The sequence below is a fragment of the Aeromicrobium jepli genome (assembly GCF_047246605.1).
GTDB lineage: Bacteria > Actinomycetota > Actinomycetes > Propionibacteriales > Nocardioidaceae > Aeromicrobium.
In genome coordinates this window covers 103,585-118,761 of the sequence record NZ_JBFOKO010000008.1, presented here as the reverse complement: position 1 = coordinate 118,761, position 15,177 = coordinate 103,585, and the positions used below count along the sequence as shown (strand labels likewise).

The window sequence follows — 15,177 nt, the reverse complement described above, 5'->3', positions numbered from 1 at the left end:
GGTTCAGCGAGCCGCGGTCTGGGCGCCCGCGACGGGCCGCAGCCAGACCTGGTCGCCGTTCTGCAGGCCGCGGGCGGTCGCCTCGGAGCGGGTCACGGTGACCTGGACGGGCGGCTGGCCGTCGGAGGGCGAGACCTCGAGGCGGACCTCGAAGCCGATCCGCGTCCAGCGCGTGATCTTGCCGTCGACCGCGCCGGGCAGCGGCTCGCGCGAGACCTCGATGTCGTGCGGCCGCAGCTGGACGCCGCCGAGCCGCGTGACGGGCCCGAGGAAGCTCAGGACGAAGTCCGTCGCCGGCGCGTCGTAGAGCTCGTCGGGGGAGCCCACCTGCTCGATGCGGCCGTCGTTGATGACGACGATCGAGTCCGCGACCTCGAGCGCCTCCTCCTGGTCGTGCGTCACGAACACTGTGGTCACGTGGACGTCGTCGTGGAGGCGGCGCAGCCAGTCGCGCAGCTCCTTGCGGACCTTCGCGTCGAGCGCGCCGAACGGCTCGTCCAGCAGCAGCACCGAGGGCTCGATCGCCAGGGCGCGGGCGAGGGCCATGCGCTGGCGCTGGCCGCCCGACAGCTGCGAGGGCAGCCGGTCGCGGAACTGCGAGAGGTGCACGAGCTCGAGCATCTCGTCGACCTTCGCGGCGATCTCGGCCTTGGGACGCTTGCGGATCTCGAGGCCGAACGCGACGTTCTTGGCGACGCTCATGTGCTTGAAGGCCGCGTAGTGCTGGAACACGAAGCCGACGTTGCGCTTCTGCGCGGGCAGGCTCGTCGCGTCGTTGCCCTCGATCACGACGCGGCCGGAGTCGGCGTCCTCGAGCCCGGCGATGATGCGCAGCAGCGTGGACTTGCCGCCGCCGCTGGGACCGAGCAGCGCCGTCAGCTGGCCCGTGGGGATGTCGAGGTCGATGTCCTCGAGCGCGACGAAGTCGCCGAAGTTCTTGTTGACCCGTGAGATCTCGATGCTCATGGCGGTTCCTTCGTTCTCAGTGCCGGTCGGCGCGCGAGCGCAGGATGGACACGGCGATGATGCACAGGACGGAGACGCTGGCCAGCAGGAACGCGATCGCGTACGCCGACTCCTGCTCCCAGTTGAGGTACTTCTCCTCGACGGCCAGCGTCGCGGTGCGGGTCTCGCCGGCGATGTTGCCCGAAACGACCTTGACCGCGCCGAACTCGCCCAGCGAGCGCGCCAGGGTCAGCACGACGCCGTAGACGACGGCCCACTTGATGCCCGGCAGGGTGACCCGCCAGAACGACTGCCAGCCGTTCGCGCCGAGCGATCGGGCGGCCTGCTCCTGCTCGGTGCCGATCTCCTCCAGCACCGGGACGACCTCGCGGATCACGAGCGGCAGCGCCACGAACGCGGTCGCCATGACGATGCCGGGCGTCGCGTAGATGACCTGGATGCCGGCGCTCTCGAGCGAGGGGCCGAGCCAGCCCTCGCGGCCGCCGTAGACCAGGACGAGCGACAGGCCCACCACGACCGGCGAGATCGCCAGCGGCAGGTCGACGAGGGAGCTCAGCAGGCGCCGGCCGGGGAACGTGCCCCGCACCAGCAGCAGCGAGATCGCCACGCCGAAGACTGTGTTGATGGCGGTCGCGATGACGGCGGCGACGGCGGTCAGCCGCAGGGCCGCGACGGTGTCGGGGTCGGCGAAGACCGCCTCGACGGCGTCGAAGCCGTTCTCGAACGTGTTGGTCACGACGAGCGAGACGGGCCACGCGACCAGCAGGAACAGGTAGGCGATGACGAGGACGCGCAGCACGTACGTGAAGGCGCCGCGCTGGCCGCGGATGCGACGGGTGTCAGCCACGGCGGGCCACCCGTCGCTGGATGACGTCGAGCAGCAGGATCACGACGAGCGCCACGATGAGCAGCAGCGTCGCGACCGAGGCGGCGGCCGCCGGGTTGTCGTTCTCGATCGCCGAGAGGATGCGCACCGAGGCGACCTCGGACGTGAAGGGCAGGTTGCCCGAGAGCAGCACGAGCGAGCCGTACTCGCCGACGCCACGCGCGAACGACAGCGCCGCGCCCGCGGCGATCGCGGGGGTGAGCGTCGGCAGGATGATGCGGGTGAACGTGGTGAGGCGGCTGGCGCCGAGCGACGCGGCGGCCTCCTCGATCTCGACGTCGAGCTCCTCCAGCACGGGCTGGACCGTGCGCACCACGAACGGCAGCGTCACGAACAGGAACGCCAGGTAGACCGAGGCGCCGGTGTTGGCCACGTCGATGCCCAGGGGGCTGTCCTGGCCGTAGAGCGAGAGCAGCACCAGGCCGGCGACGATCGTCGGCAGCGCGAACGGGATGTCGATGAGCAGCTCGAGGACGGCCTTGCCGGGGAACCGGTCGCGCACGAGCACCCACGCGATCGCCGTGCCGGCGAAGACGTTCGTGACGGTGACGGCGAGCGCGGACAGGACCGTCAGGCGGATCGCGTGCGCGGTCTGCTCGTTCGTGATCGCCTGCCAGAAGGCGTCCACGCCGCCCTCGCCGGCGGTGGCGATGACGGCGGCGAGCGGGATCAGGACGAGCAGGCTGAACCACGTCATGGTCACGCCCAGGCCGATCCCGGTGGTGCGGTTGAACGCGCCAGCCGGCCGGGAGGCTCCCGACCGGCCGGCGCGCGCGGTGACGTCCGCAGCGGTCACGAGGCCGCCTTGCCGGACTTGGCGATCGCGTCGGTGACGATGCCGACGGGGGCGCCGTCCTTGCCGTCGCCGAACAGCTTGTCCTTGACCTGGCCCCAGCCGGGGCCGCCGAAGTTCTTCTCCAGCGTCAGCAGGTTCTGGACCTCCGGGTACGGGTCCGACGAGTCGGGTGCGCCCTTGATGTCCTCGGGCTTCAGGCCCACCGACTCGAGGTCGGCGACGCCGGGGTTCTCGGTGTTGACCGGGCGGAAGCCGGTGAGCGCGAACTGGCGCTGGCCCTCCTTGCCCAGGACGAACTCGAGCCAGTCCTTCGAGACGGCGCTGGAGTCCTTGAGGATCGCGCCGGGGTTCTCGATGAGCAGTGTGGTCTCGGGGATCACGTACTCGAAGCCGTTGTTGTTCTGTGCGGCGAGGATCGCCTCGTTCTCGTAGGCGAGCAGGACGTCGCCCGTGCCGCCGAGGAAGCTCTGCGTGGCGTCGCGGCCGCTGTTGGTCAGCGAGACCACGTTCTTGAACAGCTGGTCGACGAACTCGGTGGCCTCGGCCTCGGTGCCGCCGTTCTCGGTGATGTGGCCCCACGCGGCGAGGGCGTTCCAGCGGGCGGCGCCCGAGGACGCCGGGTTGGCCGTCACGATCTCGACGCCCGGCTTGACCAGGTCGTCCCAGCCCTTGATGTCCTTGGGGTTGCCGTCGCGGACGCCCAGCACGACGACCGAGGTCGACACGATGCCCTTGTTGGGGCCGTCGTCCCACGTCTCGTCGACCAGGCCGGCGTCGACGAGGCGGTCGACGTCGGTGCCGACGGACAGGTGCACGTAGTCGGCCTTGAGGCCCTCGACGACCGCGCGGCTCTGGTCGCCGGACGCGCCGTAGGACGTCTTGAACGTCGTGCCCTTGCCGGCGTCGGTCTTGGTGAACTCCTTGGCGATGGCCTTGTTGGCCGCCTCGGGGACGGCGAAGCCGACGATCGAGATCTCCTGACCCGAGTCGTCGGAGCTGCCGCCGCAGGCTGCGAGCGTGGAGGCGACGGACAGCAGCAGGGCCGCGGCCGCGACGGAGCGCAGGCGAAGCGTCATGGGGGTTCCTCTCGATCGGCCCGGCGCGGGTGCCGTGACTCGCGGAGCAATGTACGGAAGGAGCGGGGCGTTCGGGCTTAAGTCCACATTGTGGACTTCTTAACTGGACAAATGCAAGCACGCGGGGCCGCAGGGGCGGGACGGGCGAGTCGGTCGGTGCCACGATCACGCGGTAGTTTGGGGTCCGTGACGGACTCGACGATCATCTACACGCACACCGACGAGGCGCCTGCCCTCGCGACCTACTCCTTCCTGCCGATCATCGAGGCCTACGCCTCGAAGGCCGGCGTCGAGGTCGAGACCCGGGACATCTCGCTGGCGGGCCGCATCATCGCCGCCTTCAGCGACCTGCTGCCCGAGGACCAGCGAGCGGCCGACGCCCTCGCCGAGCTCGGCGACCTGGCGAAGCGGCCGGAGGCCAACATCATCAAGCTGCCGAACATCTCGGCGTCGATCCCGCAGCTCAAGGCCGCGATCGCCGAGCTGCAGGCGCAGGGCTACGCGCTGCCCGACTACCCGGACAACCCGGCCACGGACGAGGAGCGCGACGCGAAGGCCCGCTACGACAAGGTCAAGGGCAGCGCGGTCAACCCCGTCCTGCGCGAGGGCAACTCCGACCGCCGCGCCCCCGCCTCGGTCAAGAGCTACGCGCGCAAGAACCCGCACTCGATGGGCGCCTGGAGCAGCGACTCCAAGACCGAGGTCGCCACGATGGGCCACGACGACTTCCGCTCCAACGAGCAGTCGGTCGTCCTGCCCGCCGACGACACGCTGACGATCGAGCTCGAGGCCGCCGACGGCACCACCACGGTCCTCAAGGACGGCCTCAAGGTCCTCGAGGGCGAGGTCGTCGACGGCACGTTCATGGACGCCGCCCAGCTCGACGCCTTCCTGGCCGACGCCATCGAGCGCGCCAAGGCCGACGGCGTCCTGTTCTCGGTGCACCTCAAGGCCACGATGATGAAGGTCTCGGACCCGATCATCTTCGGCCACGTCGTGCGCGTCTTCTTCAAGGACGTCTTCGACCAGTACGGCGACGACCTCAAGGCCGCCGGCCTGAGCGCCAACGACGGCCTCGGCGGCATCCTCGCCGGCCTCGACAAGCTGCCCAACGGCGCCGAGATCAAGGCCGCGTTCGACCGCGCGCTGGAGAACGGCCCGCGCCTGGCGATGGTCGACTCCGACAAGGGCATCACCAACCTGCACGTCCCCAGCGACGTCATCGTCGATGCCTCGATGCCGGCCATGATCCGCACGTCGGGCCACATGTGGGGCCCGGACGGCCAGGAGGCCGACACCCTCGCGGTGCTGCCCGACAGCAGCTACGCCGGCGTCTACCAGGCCGTCATCGACGACTGCAAGGCCAACGGCGCGCTCGACCCGTCGACCATGGGCTCGGTCCCGAACGTCGGCCTCATGGCGCAGGCGGCCGAGGAGTACGGCAGCCACGACAAGACGTTCGAGATCCCCGTCGACGGCACGGTCCGCGTGAAGAACGCGGCCGGCGAGACGCTCATCGAGCACCGCGTCACGGCCGGCTCCATCTGGCGCGCCTGCCAGACCAAGGACGTCCCGATCCGCGACTGGGTCAAGCTGGCCGTCACCCGCGCCCGCGCCTCGCAGACGCCGGCCGTGTTCTGGCTCGACGAGACCCGCGCCCACGACGCCAACCTGATCACCAAGGTCAAGGCGTACCTGCCCGAGCACGACACCGAGGGCCTGGACATCCGCATCATGGCGCCGGCCGAGGCCACCGCGTTCAGCCTCGAGCGCATCCGCCGCGGCGAGGACACGATCAGCGTCACCGGCAACGTCCTGCGCGACTACAACACCGACCTGTTCCCGATCCTCGAGCTCGGCACGTCGGCCAAGATGCTGTCGGTCGTCCCGCTGATCAACGGCGGCGGCCTGTTCGAGACGGGCGCGGGCGGCTCGGCCCCCAAGCACGTCCAGCAGCTCGTCAAGGAGAACTACCTGCGCTGGGACAGCCTGGGCGAGTTCTTCGCGCTGGTCCCGAGCCTGGAGCAGTACGCCAAGGTCGCGGGCAACGACAAGGCCCAGGTGCTGGCCGACACGCTCGACCGCGCCACCGGCACGTTCCTCGACGAGAACCGCTCGCCGGGCCGCAGGCTGGGCACGATCGACAACCGCGGCTCGCACTTCTACCTGGCGCTCTACTGGGCCCAGGAGCTCGCGCAGCAGACCGAGGACGCCGAGCTGGCGGCCGCGTTCGCGCCGCTCGCCGAGAAGCTGAAGGGCAACGAGCAGGCGATCGTCGACGAGCTGCTCGCGGTGCAGGGCGAGTCGGTCGACCTCGGCGGCTACTACCAGCCCGACCCGGAGAAGGCCGCGAAGGTCATGCGCCCCAGCGCCACCTTCAACGAGGCGCTCGCCTCCTTCTGAGTCGCCCGCACGACGGCGGCCGGGACCTTCGGGTCCCGGCCGCCGTCGTCGTTCGCGGGTGTCACCCGCGCTGGGTGGCCTCCCGGCGCGCGTGGCTCGGCGCCGCGAAGAGCTGCACGACGAGCAGGCCGACGAGGAACGCGGCGGCCGGGACGAGCAGCGCCTCGGACATCGCGTCCGAGAACGGCCCCGCCAGCTGCTCGGGCAGGCTCGCGCCACTCGTCCGTGCTCCCGCCGAGTCCGGCACGCCCGGCAGGTTGGCGCTCAGCCGTGCGGTGATGGCCGCGGCGATTGCCGCCGAGCCCAGCACCGCCCCCACCTGCCGCGTGGCGTTGTAGACGCCCGAGCCCGCCCCGGCGGCCGACAGCGGCAGGTTGCGCGTGGCGGTGGAGGCCAGCGGCGCCCACAGGAACGCGTTGCCGAAGCCGAGCATCGCGTTCACGACCAGCAGCTGCCACAGCGGCGTGTCCGGCGCGATGACGAGCGCGGTGGCGACGAGCGCCACGGACGAGACGCCGAAGCCGATCGAGGCGAGGCGCCGCGGAGGCAGCCGGTCGCTCATCCGGCCCACGACCGGGGCCATCGCGGCGGTGACGACCGCCATCGGCACGAACAGCAGGCCCGACTGGGTGGCGTCGTAGCCGAGCACCGTCTGCGTCCAGAGCATGAACGGGAAGGCCATCGCCGTCACCGAGAACGAGACGGTCGAGATCGCCACGTTGGCGACCGAGAAGTTCCGGTCGCGGAACAGGCGCAACGGCACGAGCGGCTCGCGCCGGTTGCGCGACTGCCAGTAGACGAACACCGCCAGCACGACCAGCCCCGCGCCGATCAGCAGCGGCACCGAGACGACGCCGGTGATGGTGCCCCAGTCGTACTGCTCGCCCTCCTGGATGCCGAACACGATGAGGAACATCGCGACGGCGCTGAGCGCGACGCCGAGCCAGTCGAAGCTGTGCGTGTGGGTCTCGAGGGCGGGCACGAGGCGCAGCGCCAGGACGAAGCCGATGATGCCGACGGGCACGTTGATGAAGAAGATCCACTCCCAGCCCGCCTGGTCGACGAGGATGCCGCCGAGCACGGGGCCGACGAGCGTGGCGACGCCGGCGGTGGCGCCCCACAGCGCCATCGCGCGGCCGCGGCTGTCGGCGGGGAAGGTGCGGGTGATGACGGCCATCGTCTGGGGCGTCATCATCGAGGCGCCCAGGCCTTGGAAGACGCGCGCGACGATCAGCGTCTCGACCGAGCCGGTCAGGCCGCACCACAGCGACGAGACGGTGAACACGGTCAGGCCCGTGAGGTAGACCCGCTTGGGCCCGAGCCGGTCGCCGAGCCGTCCCGTGATGAGCAGCGGCACGGCGTACGCCAGCAGGTAGGCGCTGGTGACCCAGATGACCGAGTTGTAGTCGGTGGACAGGTCGTCGCGGATCGCCGGCGTCGCGACCGAGACGATCGTCGAGTCGACCAGGATCATGAAGAACCCGATGACCATGGCCCACAGGGCGGGCCACGGGTTCGCGGGGAGGGTCGGGCTGTCCGTCGTTTGGCTCACCCGGGGAATCTACGCCCGGTCACCGACAACGGCGTGACGGCTCAGCGCAGCAGCTCGTGCACGTGGTGGTCGGTGATCGTGCCGTCGGCCAGGCGGCACGTGCCGTGCTCGGTGCCGTAGCGGGTGAAGCCGAGCCGCTCGGCGATGCGCAGGCTCGCGGTGTTGCCCTCGGCGGCCACGAGCGAGAGCCGCCGGCGATCGAGGCCCTCGGGGTCGAGGGCGTGCGCCACGACGGCCCGCGCGGCCTCGGTCATGACGCCCTGCCCGCGGGCGTCCGGGTGCGTCCAATAGCCGATCTCGCCGAGGCCCCCGGTGGGGTCGTCGAGTCCCATCACGCCGATCGTGGCGACGAGGCGGTCGTCCTCGTCCGCCACGGCCCACGTCTCGTCGCGGCCGATCGCCGCCTTCCACCACGAGTCGTGGATGTAGCTCAGCGCCTCCTTCGTCCCGTAGGGCGACGGCAGGTTCGACAGGAAGTGCCGGGTGCTCGGGTCGCTGCCCGCCTCGACGATGCGCGGCACGTCGTCGTACGTGAGGGGACGCAGCGTGAGCCGCTCGGTCCGCAGGGTCGAGGCGCGCCAGGTCGTGCGCGGGTACGGTGCGTCGCCGAAGCGCAGGGAGCCGGTCCACGCGTCGTGGATCCGGTCGCGCTCGAGCAGGGCGTCCGGTTGGACGCCGTGCAGCCGGAAGCCGAGGGCGTGCGCCACGCGCAGGCTGGCCAGGTTGCCGACCTGGGAGCGCCACACGACGGCCTCCTTGCCGGCCTCGACGAACGCGTGGTCGATCGCGAGCCGCGCCGCCGCCGTGGTGAGCGAGCGCCCACGGCAGTCGGGGTGCAGGGCGAAGCCGATGTCGGTCAGCGCGCCCTTGCCGCGGATGTCGACATTGCCGGCGTAGCGGCCCTCGAACTCGATCGCCCAGCACATGAACGTCCCGCTGTCCCAGCCGTGCGGGATGATCTCGAAGGCGAACTTCTCGCTGGCGCTGAGCGGGTGCGGGGTGGCGACGGCGGTCCACCGGACCATGTCGGGGTCGTTCGCCATCTCGTTCATCCGCTGGACGTCGCCGCGCACGTGGGCGCGCAGCGTGACGACACCGTCGGTCAGGACGGGGACGTTCAGGGGCCAGGCGGGCGCCGTCACGCGAGGCCGGCCCGGAACGGATCAGCGGGGTAGACCCCGAGGACCTTGATCTCGGTGGTGAAGAAGCGCAGCTCCTCGAGGGCGCGCGCGAGGCCCGGCTCGTCGGGGTGGCCGTCGACCTCGGCGAGGAACATCGTGGCGGTGAACTCGCCGCCCACCATGTAGCTCTCGAGCTTGGTCATGTTGATGCCGTTGGTGGCGAACCCGCCGAGGGCCTTGTAGAGCGCGGCCGGGAGGTTGCGGACGTTGAAGATGAAGCTCGTGACGACCGGGCCGTTGCCGGAGGGGGCGCGGCGGTCCTCGCGCGAGAGCAGCACGAACCGCGTCGTGTTGTGGGCCTCGTCCTCGATGTCGTTCGCGAGCACGTCCAGGCCGTAGATGCCGGCGGCGAGCGGCGGCGCGATGGCGGCCTGCGTGACGTCGTTGGCCTCGCTGATCTCGCGCGCGGCGCCGGCGGTGTCACCCGAGATGAGGGGCGTCCAGCCGTGCTTGCGGATGATGCGGCGGCACTGGCCGAGCGCGTGCACGTGGCTGTGGACGGTCTTGATCGACTCGAGCGTGGTGCCCGGCGTGCCCATGAGCGAGAACTTGATCGGCAGGAAGTGCTCGCCCACGATGTGCAGCCCGCTGGTGGGCAGGAAGTGGTGAATGTCGGCGACGCGCCCGGCGAGCGAGTTGTCGATCGGGATCATCGCCAGGTCGCACTGGCCCGACGTCACCGCGGCGAAGGCGTCCTCGAACGAGGCGCACGGCACCGCCTCCGCATCCGGGTGGTGGAGGTTGATGACCATGTGGGAGTTCGAGCCGGGCTCTCCCTGGTAGGCAATCCGCGTCACCGCACCAGCGTATGCCCGCCCCGCCGCGGCCCCGCGCCGGTGGGGACGGATCCTTCGACCTTCGGCCCATCGGCGGGACTGATCTTGTACTCGCCAGGCCCATATATGGGCTTGGGCGGTACAACGTCGGTGGAGGTGAGGCCCGCGGCTCGTCTCAGCTGATCGATCACGACCGCGCGCTCGTGCCGGATGGCGAACGAGGAGAAGGCGAGCGTGCGGCGGCCGTCGATGACGACTTCGTTCGCTCGGTGCAGGTCGCTCGTCCACTGCCCGATCGCAGCGTGCTGGGTTCCGTGGACCTCGATGGCGAGGTTGAGCTGCGGCACCCAGACGTCGAGGAAGTAGCGGCCACCCGGCCCCCGCACCGGCGCTTGGCGCTCGGGCTTGGGGAAGCCAGCCAGGACGCGGATCTCGTCGAAGTCGCGCTCGGGCAGCGACTGGATGCCTCCGTGGGCGTCGAGGATCGACTCGATGACGACCGCCCGGTGCCGACACGGTCCGCGGCGGCTGAGCGCATCGCGCATGCGACGTACGCTCGTCAGCCGCTGTTGGAACGCTGCCAGGACCAGCACCCGGGCGCGCGCCTTCGAGACCGACCAGCTGGCGGCGTCGACGATGCTTCGTTCGAGGGTCGTCATCCGGGGTTCGCGGTTCAGGAGCACGTCGCGTGAGTCCAGCATCGTGCTCCAGTGGAAGACCGCGTCGATGTCCGGTTGCTTGGCGCCGGCGGGAAGCACGACGTGCACTCGCTCGGGCGCGAAGCCCTGGAACCCGAGCCTGTGGGCAGCCGTCGGCCCGGCGAGCGCCGAGCCTGCAGGACAGGCCGCCAGGATCGCGCGCTCGAGCTGGTCCCGGGTCAGCGGTCCGTTGTGCGTGACGATGACGCCGCGAAACGGGCGCTGCCAGGTGCCCGCGCGCAGGTGGCGCCTGACAGCTGCGCGCCCGAAGATCGCGGTGGCGCTGCCGGTGGTGAGAACGTCGTCCATGCCGGCGACCGTCTCGGATCACTCGGACACTCGCCATCGCCCTGCGCAGACCTGTGGACGACTCCGCGGGCTTCGGCTCGCTGTGGACGACGAATCTTGTACCGACGAGGCCCATATTTGGGCCTCGCTGGCACAACTTCCGTCCCCTCCGTGGGCGAAAGGTCGAAAGATCCGTCCCCCGTCAGGCGAGGCGGGCGGCGGCGGGGGAGGGGCGGACGGCGAAGACGTGGGGGAGGGGCCAGGAGCGGGCGGTGAAGGCGGCCTCGGTGCGGGCGCGGAGGGCGTCGATCTTCTCGGGGGCGATGAGGGCGATCGCGCTGCCGCCGAAGCCGGCGCCGGTCATCCGGGCGCCCAGCGCGCCGGCGGCGAGGGCGGCGTCCACGACGACGTCGAGCTCCTCGCACGAGACGGCGAAGTCGTCGCGCAGGGACTCGTGGGAGGCGGTCAGCATCGCGCCGAACTGTGTCCAGTCGCGACGGCGCAGGGCGGTGACGGCGCCGCGGACCCGGGTGGACTCGGTCAGCACGTGGCGGGCGCGCGCCTTGAGCGTCTCGTCCTCCAGCCGCAGCAGCCCGTCGAGGCCGATCGAGGCGAGCGAGGCCACCCCGGCCGATGCCGCGGCCGCCGCGCACTCCTCGCGCCGGGCGGCGTACTCGCCGGCGGCGAGCCGGTGGTGCGCGCGCGTGTCGACGACGGCGAGCGCCAGCCCGGCCTCCGCGAAGTCGACCGGCACGTGCTCCACGGCGGGCGCCTCGGAGCCGAAGTCGACGCGCAGCGCGTGACCGGCCTGCGCCAGGAGCACCGCGTACTGGTCCATCAGCCCGGTCGGGACGCCGACGAAGTCGTTCTCGGCGGACTGGGCGATGCGCGCCAGCCGCTCGCGCGGGAGCCCGGCCGAGGCGAGGTCGTCGAGCGCCAGCGCCACGCCGCACGTCAGCGCCGCCGACGACGCCAGACCCGCCCCGACGGGCAGGTCGGACTCGAGCACGAGGTCGGCTCCGGTCACCGGCACGCCCGCCGCGCGCAGCGCCCACACGACGCCCGCGACGTACGCGGACCAGTCCGTCACGGAGCCGGGGGAGGCGTCGACGCCGAACGCGGCGCGCTCGCCGCGGCTCCACACGTTGACCACGCCGTCGGGACGTGAGCGCGCCTTCACCAGCAGCGCGCGATCGATCGCGATCGGCAGGACGGACCCGCCGTTGTGGTCGAGGTGCTCACCGATCAGATTGACCCGTCCGGGCACCCGCCAGCGGCGAACGTCGTCCACGCCGTTCACCCTACTCATCGGAGCGGCTGGCACAATCGACCCCATGTCCCGCCTCCCCCGAGCGTTGTCCGGCGCGCAGCCGACGGCCGATTCGTACCACCTCGGCAACTACATCGGCGCCTTCATGAACTGGGTCGCGCTGCAGGACGACTTCGAGGCCTTCTACTTCATCCCGGACCTGCACGCGATCACCGTCGACTACGACCCCGCGAAGCTCGCCGAGCGCACGTACGTGGCCGCCGCGCAGATGCTCGCCGCCGGCGTCGACCCCTCGCGCAGCGCCCTGTTCGTGCAGAGCCACGTGCCCGAGCACGCCCAGCTGGCGTGGATCCTCAACGGCGTCACGGGCTTCGGCGAGGCCAGCCGCATGACGCAGTTCAAGGACAAGAGCGCCAAGGCCGGCACCGAGTTCGCCAGCGTGGGCCTGTTCACGTACCCGATCCTCATGGCGGCGGACATCCTCATCTACCAGGCCGACAAGGTCCCGGTCGGCGAGGACCAGCGCCAGCACGTCGAGCTCGCCCGCAACCTCGCGCAGCGGTTCAACCACCGCTTCGGCGAGACCTTCACCGTGCCGGAGGCGTACATCGTCAAGGAGACGGCGAAGATCTACGACCTGCAGGAGCCGACCGCCAAGATGAGCGGCTCGAACCCCGTGCACACCGGCGTCATCGACCTCACCGACACGGCCAAGCAGGCGGCGAAGAAGATCAAGTCCGCCGTCACCGACTCCGAGACGGAGATCCGCTTCGACCCGCAGGCCAAGCCGGGCGTCTCCAACCTGCTGACGATCTACTCGGTGCTGACCGGCCGCACGATCGACGACATCGTCAAGGAGTACGAGGGCAAGCAGTACGGGCACCTCAAGGTCGACCTCGCCGAGATCGTCGGCGACCTCGTCGAGTCGTTCGGCAACCGCACGCGCGAGCTGCTCGACGACCGGTCCGAGCTCGACCGCATCCTGGCCGCCGGCGCCGCCCGCGCCCGCGAGGTCGCGATCCCCACGCTCGAGGTCGTCTACGACCGGTCCGGCTTCGTCAAGCCCGGGGGCGCGTCGGCGTGACCGTGACCGTCGGCGTCTCGATCGCCGTCCCCGAGCCGTTCGGCGAGCTGCTGCGCGACCGGCGCCGCTCGTTCGGCGACACGATGGCGGACCGCATCCCCACCCACATCACCCTCGCGCCGCCGCTGCTGGTGGAGGAGCCGGGGGAGATCGAGGCGTTCGCCGCCGACCTCGCCGAGCTGACCGAGGTCTACGAGCCGTTCACGGTGAGCCTGCTCGGCACGGGCACGTTCCGGCCGATCTCGCCGGTCGTGTTCATCGCGGTGAGCGAGGGCATCGCGCAGATCGAGGTCCTCGCCGAGGGCGTCCGCAAGGCCATCGGGGCCCCGGAGTCCGAGTTCCCGTTCCACCCGCACGTCACGGTGGCGCACAACCTCGAGGACGCGGCGCTCGACCGGGCCATGACCGAGCTGCGGGACTTCCGTGCCTCGTTCGTGGTCGACGCGATCCACCTCTACGTCGACGACGCCGAGCGCGGCTGGGTGCCGACGCACCGGTTCGGCCTGGGCTGAGTCAGCGCGCGAGCGACTCGACCAGCAGGGCGCGGAACGCCCGCGCGGCGAGCGGCAGCGTCTCGAGCGGCCGGTGCGCGACGGCGATGCTGCGCGACAGGGGAGGGTTCTCCAGGCGCGTGCGGCGCAGCCCGGACCGCGTGCTCATGACGATGTCGGGCACCACGGCGTGGCCCAGCCCCGACTCGACGAACCGCAGCACCGAGCCCATCTCGCCGCCCTCGACCGACAGTCGCGGCTCGAACCCCGCGGCGGCGCACGCGCGCAGCGTCACGTCGCGCAGGTCGTAGCCCTCGCGGAACATCACCAGCGGCAGGCCGGCCAGGTCGGCGACGTCCATCTCCTCGGGCATGTCGGCGTCCGCGGCGCTGGCCAGGACGAGCCGCTCGCGGTAGACGACCGAGGTCTCCAGGTCGGGGATCTGGGCGGCGAGCGGCACGATCAGCAGCGCGAGGTCGATGCGGCCGGTGGACAGCTCGGCCGTGAGGTCGCGCGAGCCGGCCTCGTGGACCTCGAGGTCGATCGCCGGGTGCTCGGCGCGGAACCGCGTCAGCACCGGCGCGAGCAGGCCCTCGACCATCGACGGCGTGGCGCCCATGCGCACGCGGCCGCGCCGCAGCGAGGCGACCTCGTGCACCGAGCGGGTGGCGTTCTCGGCCTCGATCAGGATGCGATGGGCGTGCGGCAGGAGCGCCTCGCCGGCGCTGGTCAGCTCGATGCCGGCGCGGTCGCGCACGAGCAGGCGGGTGCCCAGGGAGTTCTCCAGTGCGCGGATCTGCTTGGACAGCGTGGGCTGCGAGACGCCCAGGACGTCGGCCGCCCGGGTGAAGCTGCGCTCGTCGGCGACGGCCACGAAGTAGGCCAGGTGGCGCAATTGCACGGAGCAACCATAGCCGACGTCTATGAAAGTCCGCCTTACTTCGACTTAGCGTGAATCCTCGAACGCGCCTAACCTGTGGCGGTGGCCACTTCCCAGATGACGCGCGTGCCCGCTCAGCGGTCCACGGTCGCGCTGAAGTTCCTGATGGCGGTGACCGGCCTGATCATGGTCGGGTACCTGCTCCTGCACATGTACGGCAACCTCAAGGTCTTCTCGGGCCAGGAGGCGTTCGACGACTACTCGCACCACTTGCGGATCCTCGGCGAGCCCTACCTGCCCCGCAACGGCGCCCTGTGGATCATCCGCGTGCTGCTGCTCGCGTCGATCGTCGGGCACGCCTACGCCGCCGTGACGCTGTGGCGCCGCAACCGCAAGGCCGCCGGCTACGTGGGCGGCAAGCGCTACCACTCCTCGCGCGGCAGCCGCGGCATCCAGCGCAGCTACGCGTCGTTCACCCTGCGCTGGGGCGGCGTCGTCATCCTGCTGTTCGTGATCTACCACCTGCTGCACCTCACGGGTAACCAGATCCACCCGGGCGGCGCGAGCGACAGCCCGTACACGCGCGTCGTCAACGGCTTCGAGATCTGGTGGGTCGTGCTGTCCTACACCGTCGCGATGCTGGCCGTCGGCCTGCACCTGTGGCACGGCGTGTGGAGCGCGCTCACCACGCTCGGCCAGAACCACAGCGGCACCCGCGTCGGCTCGCGCCTGACCCCGCTGTCGTGGATCGTCGCGGCCATCATCACCATCGGCTTCCTGATTCCGCCCTGGGCGATCCTGCTCGGGATCGTCGACTGAGAGAGAACAAG

At 71.0% G+C, this 15,177-nt stretch carries 14 protein-coding genes; 4 read left to right on the top strand and 10 right to left on the bottom strand.

The features are described from left to right. Nucleotides 1-3 precede the first annotated feature (3 nt). The 4 genes from AB3M81_RS14955 to AB3M81_RS14940 are packed head-to-tail and all read right to left on the bottom strand — an operon-like array spanning nucleotide 4 to nucleotide 3,724. Complete coding sequence (locus AB3M81_RS14955; RefSeq protein ID WP_412904717.1) at nucleotides 4-966, bottom strand: sulfate/molybdate ABC transporter ATP-binding protein; 963 nt, start codon at nucleotides 964-966, stop codon at nucleotides 4-6. 16 nt (nucleotides 967-982) lie between these two features. Next, a complete protein-coding gene (locus AB3M81_RS14950) occupies nucleotides 983-1,813 on the bottom strand; it encodes a sulfate ABC transporter permease (RefSeq protein ID WP_412904716.1) in 831 nt (276 codons plus the stop codon). Next, complete coding sequence (gene cysT / locus AB3M81_RS14945) at nucleotides 1,806-2,648, bottom strand: sulfate ABC transporter permease subunit CysT (protein ID WP_412904715.1); 843 nt, start codon at nucleotides 2,646-2,648, stop codon at nucleotides 1,806-1,808. Before cysT ends, AB3M81_RS14950 begins: the two co-directional genes overlap by 8 nt. After that, entirely contained in the window at nucleotides 2,645-3,724 is a 1,080-nt protein-coding gene (locus tag AB3M81_RS14940) for a sulfate ABC transporter substrate-binding protein (RefSeq protein ID WP_412904714.1), read from the bottom strand. Before AB3M81_RS14940 ends, cysT begins: the two co-directional genes overlap by 4 nt. Before the next feature lie 186 nt (nucleotides 3,725-3,910). On the opposite strand from AB3M81_RS14940, the gene AB3M81_RS14935 reads away from it, so the two are divergent. Continuing rightward, a complete protein-coding gene (locus tag AB3M81_RS14935) occupies nucleotides 3,911-6,127 on the top strand; it encodes an NADP-dependent isocitrate dehydrogenase (protein ID WP_412904713.1) in 2,217 nt (738 codons plus the stop codon). 61 nt (nucleotides 6,128-6,188) lie between these two features. On the opposite strand, the gene AB3M81_RS14930 is transcribed toward AB3M81_RS14935, so the two are convergent. From AB3M81_RS14930 to galK, 5 genes are all read right to left on the bottom strand, one after another. Beyond that, nucleotides 6,189-7,679, bottom strand: coding sequence for a DHA2 family efflux MFS transporter permease subunit (locus tag AB3M81_RS14930; RefSeq protein ID WP_412904712.1), 1,491 nt, complete (start codon nucleotides 7,677-7,679; stop codon nucleotides 6,189-6,191). Nucleotides 7,680-7,720: 41 nt separating this feature from the next. Further along, nucleotides 7,721-8,821, bottom strand: a complete 1,101-nt coding sequence (locus AB3M81_RS14925; protein ID WP_412904711.1) for a GNAT family N-acetyltransferase — start codon at nucleotides 8,819-8,821, stop codon at nucleotides 7,721-7,723. Next, nucleotides 8,818-9,657, bottom strand: coding sequence for a prephenate dehydratase (locus tag AB3M81_RS14920; protein ID WP_412904710.1), 840 nt, complete (start codon nucleotides 9,655-9,657; stop codon nucleotides 8,818-8,820). The genes AB3M81_RS14925 and AB3M81_RS14920 overlap by 4 nt, the downstream gene beginning before the upstream one ends. After that, nucleotides 9,654-10,643 carry a hypothetical protein gene (locus AB3M81_RS14915; RefSeq protein WP_412904709.1) on the bottom strand — a complete coding sequence of 330 codons (990 nt, stop codon included), beginning with the start codon at nucleotides 10,641-10,643 and terminating at the stop codon, nucleotides 9,654-9,656. The genes AB3M81_RS14920 and AB3M81_RS14915 overlap by 4 nt, the downstream gene beginning before the upstream one ends. A 181-nt stretch (nucleotides 10,644-10,824) precedes the next feature. Next, nucleotides 10,825-11,913, bottom strand: coding sequence for a galactokinase (galK, locus tag AB3M81_RS14910; RefSeq protein WP_412904708.1), 1,089 nt, complete (start codon nucleotides 11,911-11,913; stop codon nucleotides 10,825-10,827). 43 nt (nucleotides 11,914-11,956) lie between these two features. Here galK and trpS point away from each other — a divergent pair, with 43 nt between their 5' ends. Both trpS and AB3M81_RS14900 read left to right on the top strand, forming a co-directional pair. Next, on the top strand, nucleotides 11,957-12,976 hold the full coding sequence (trpS, locus tag AB3M81_RS14905) for a tryptophan--tRNA ligase (protein WP_412904707.1): 1,020 nt from the start codon (nucleotides 11,957-11,959) through the stop codon (nucleotides 12,974-12,976). Beyond that, nucleotides 12,973-13,488 (top strand): 2'-5' RNA ligase family protein, encoded by a 516-nt coding sequence (locus AB3M81_RS14900; RefSeq protein WP_412904706.1) that lies wholly within the window; start codon nucleotides 12,973-12,975, stop codon nucleotides 13,486-13,488. The genes trpS and AB3M81_RS14900 overlap by 4 nt, the downstream gene beginning before the upstream one ends. A 1-nt stretch (nucleotide 13,489) precedes the next feature. On the opposite strand, the gene AB3M81_RS14895 is transcribed toward AB3M81_RS14900, so the two are convergent. Then, complete coding sequence (locus tag AB3M81_RS14895) at nucleotides 13,490-14,368, bottom strand: LysR family transcriptional regulator (protein ID WP_412904705.1); 879 nt, start codon at nucleotides 14,366-14,368, stop codon at nucleotides 13,490-13,492. 81 nt (nucleotides 14,369-14,449) lie between these two features. Between AB3M81_RS14895 and AB3M81_RS14890 the strand changes: the two genes are divergently transcribed. Next, the gene (locus AB3M81_RS14890; RefSeq protein WP_412904704.1) at nucleotides 14,450-15,166 is read left to right on the top strand and encodes a succinate dehydrogenase cytochrome b subunit; all 717 of its coding nucleotides are present in this window, start codon (nucleotides 14,450-14,452) and stop codon (nucleotides 15,164-15,166) included. Nucleotides 15,167-15,177: the final 11 nt, after the last annotated feature.

Excerpts from the sequence above, each read along its gene's own strand:
- AB3M81_RS14955 (WP_412904717.1), bottom strand. The coding sequence starts at position 966 with ATGAGCATCGAGATCTCACGGGTCAACAAGAACTTCGGCGACTTCGTC.
- AB3M81_RS14940 (WP_412904714.1), bottom strand. The coding sequence starts at position 3,724 with ATGACGCTTCGCCTGCGCTCCGTCGCGGCCGCGGCCCTGCTGCTGTCC.
- AB3M81_RS14915 (WP_412904709.1), bottom strand. The coding sequence starts at position 10,643 with ATGGACGACGTTCTCACCACCGGCAGCGCCACCGCGATCTTCGGGCGC.
- trpS (WP_412904707.1), top strand. The coding sequence starts at position 11,957 with ATGTCCCGCCTCCCCCGAGCGTTGTCCGGCGCGCAGCCGACGGCCGAT.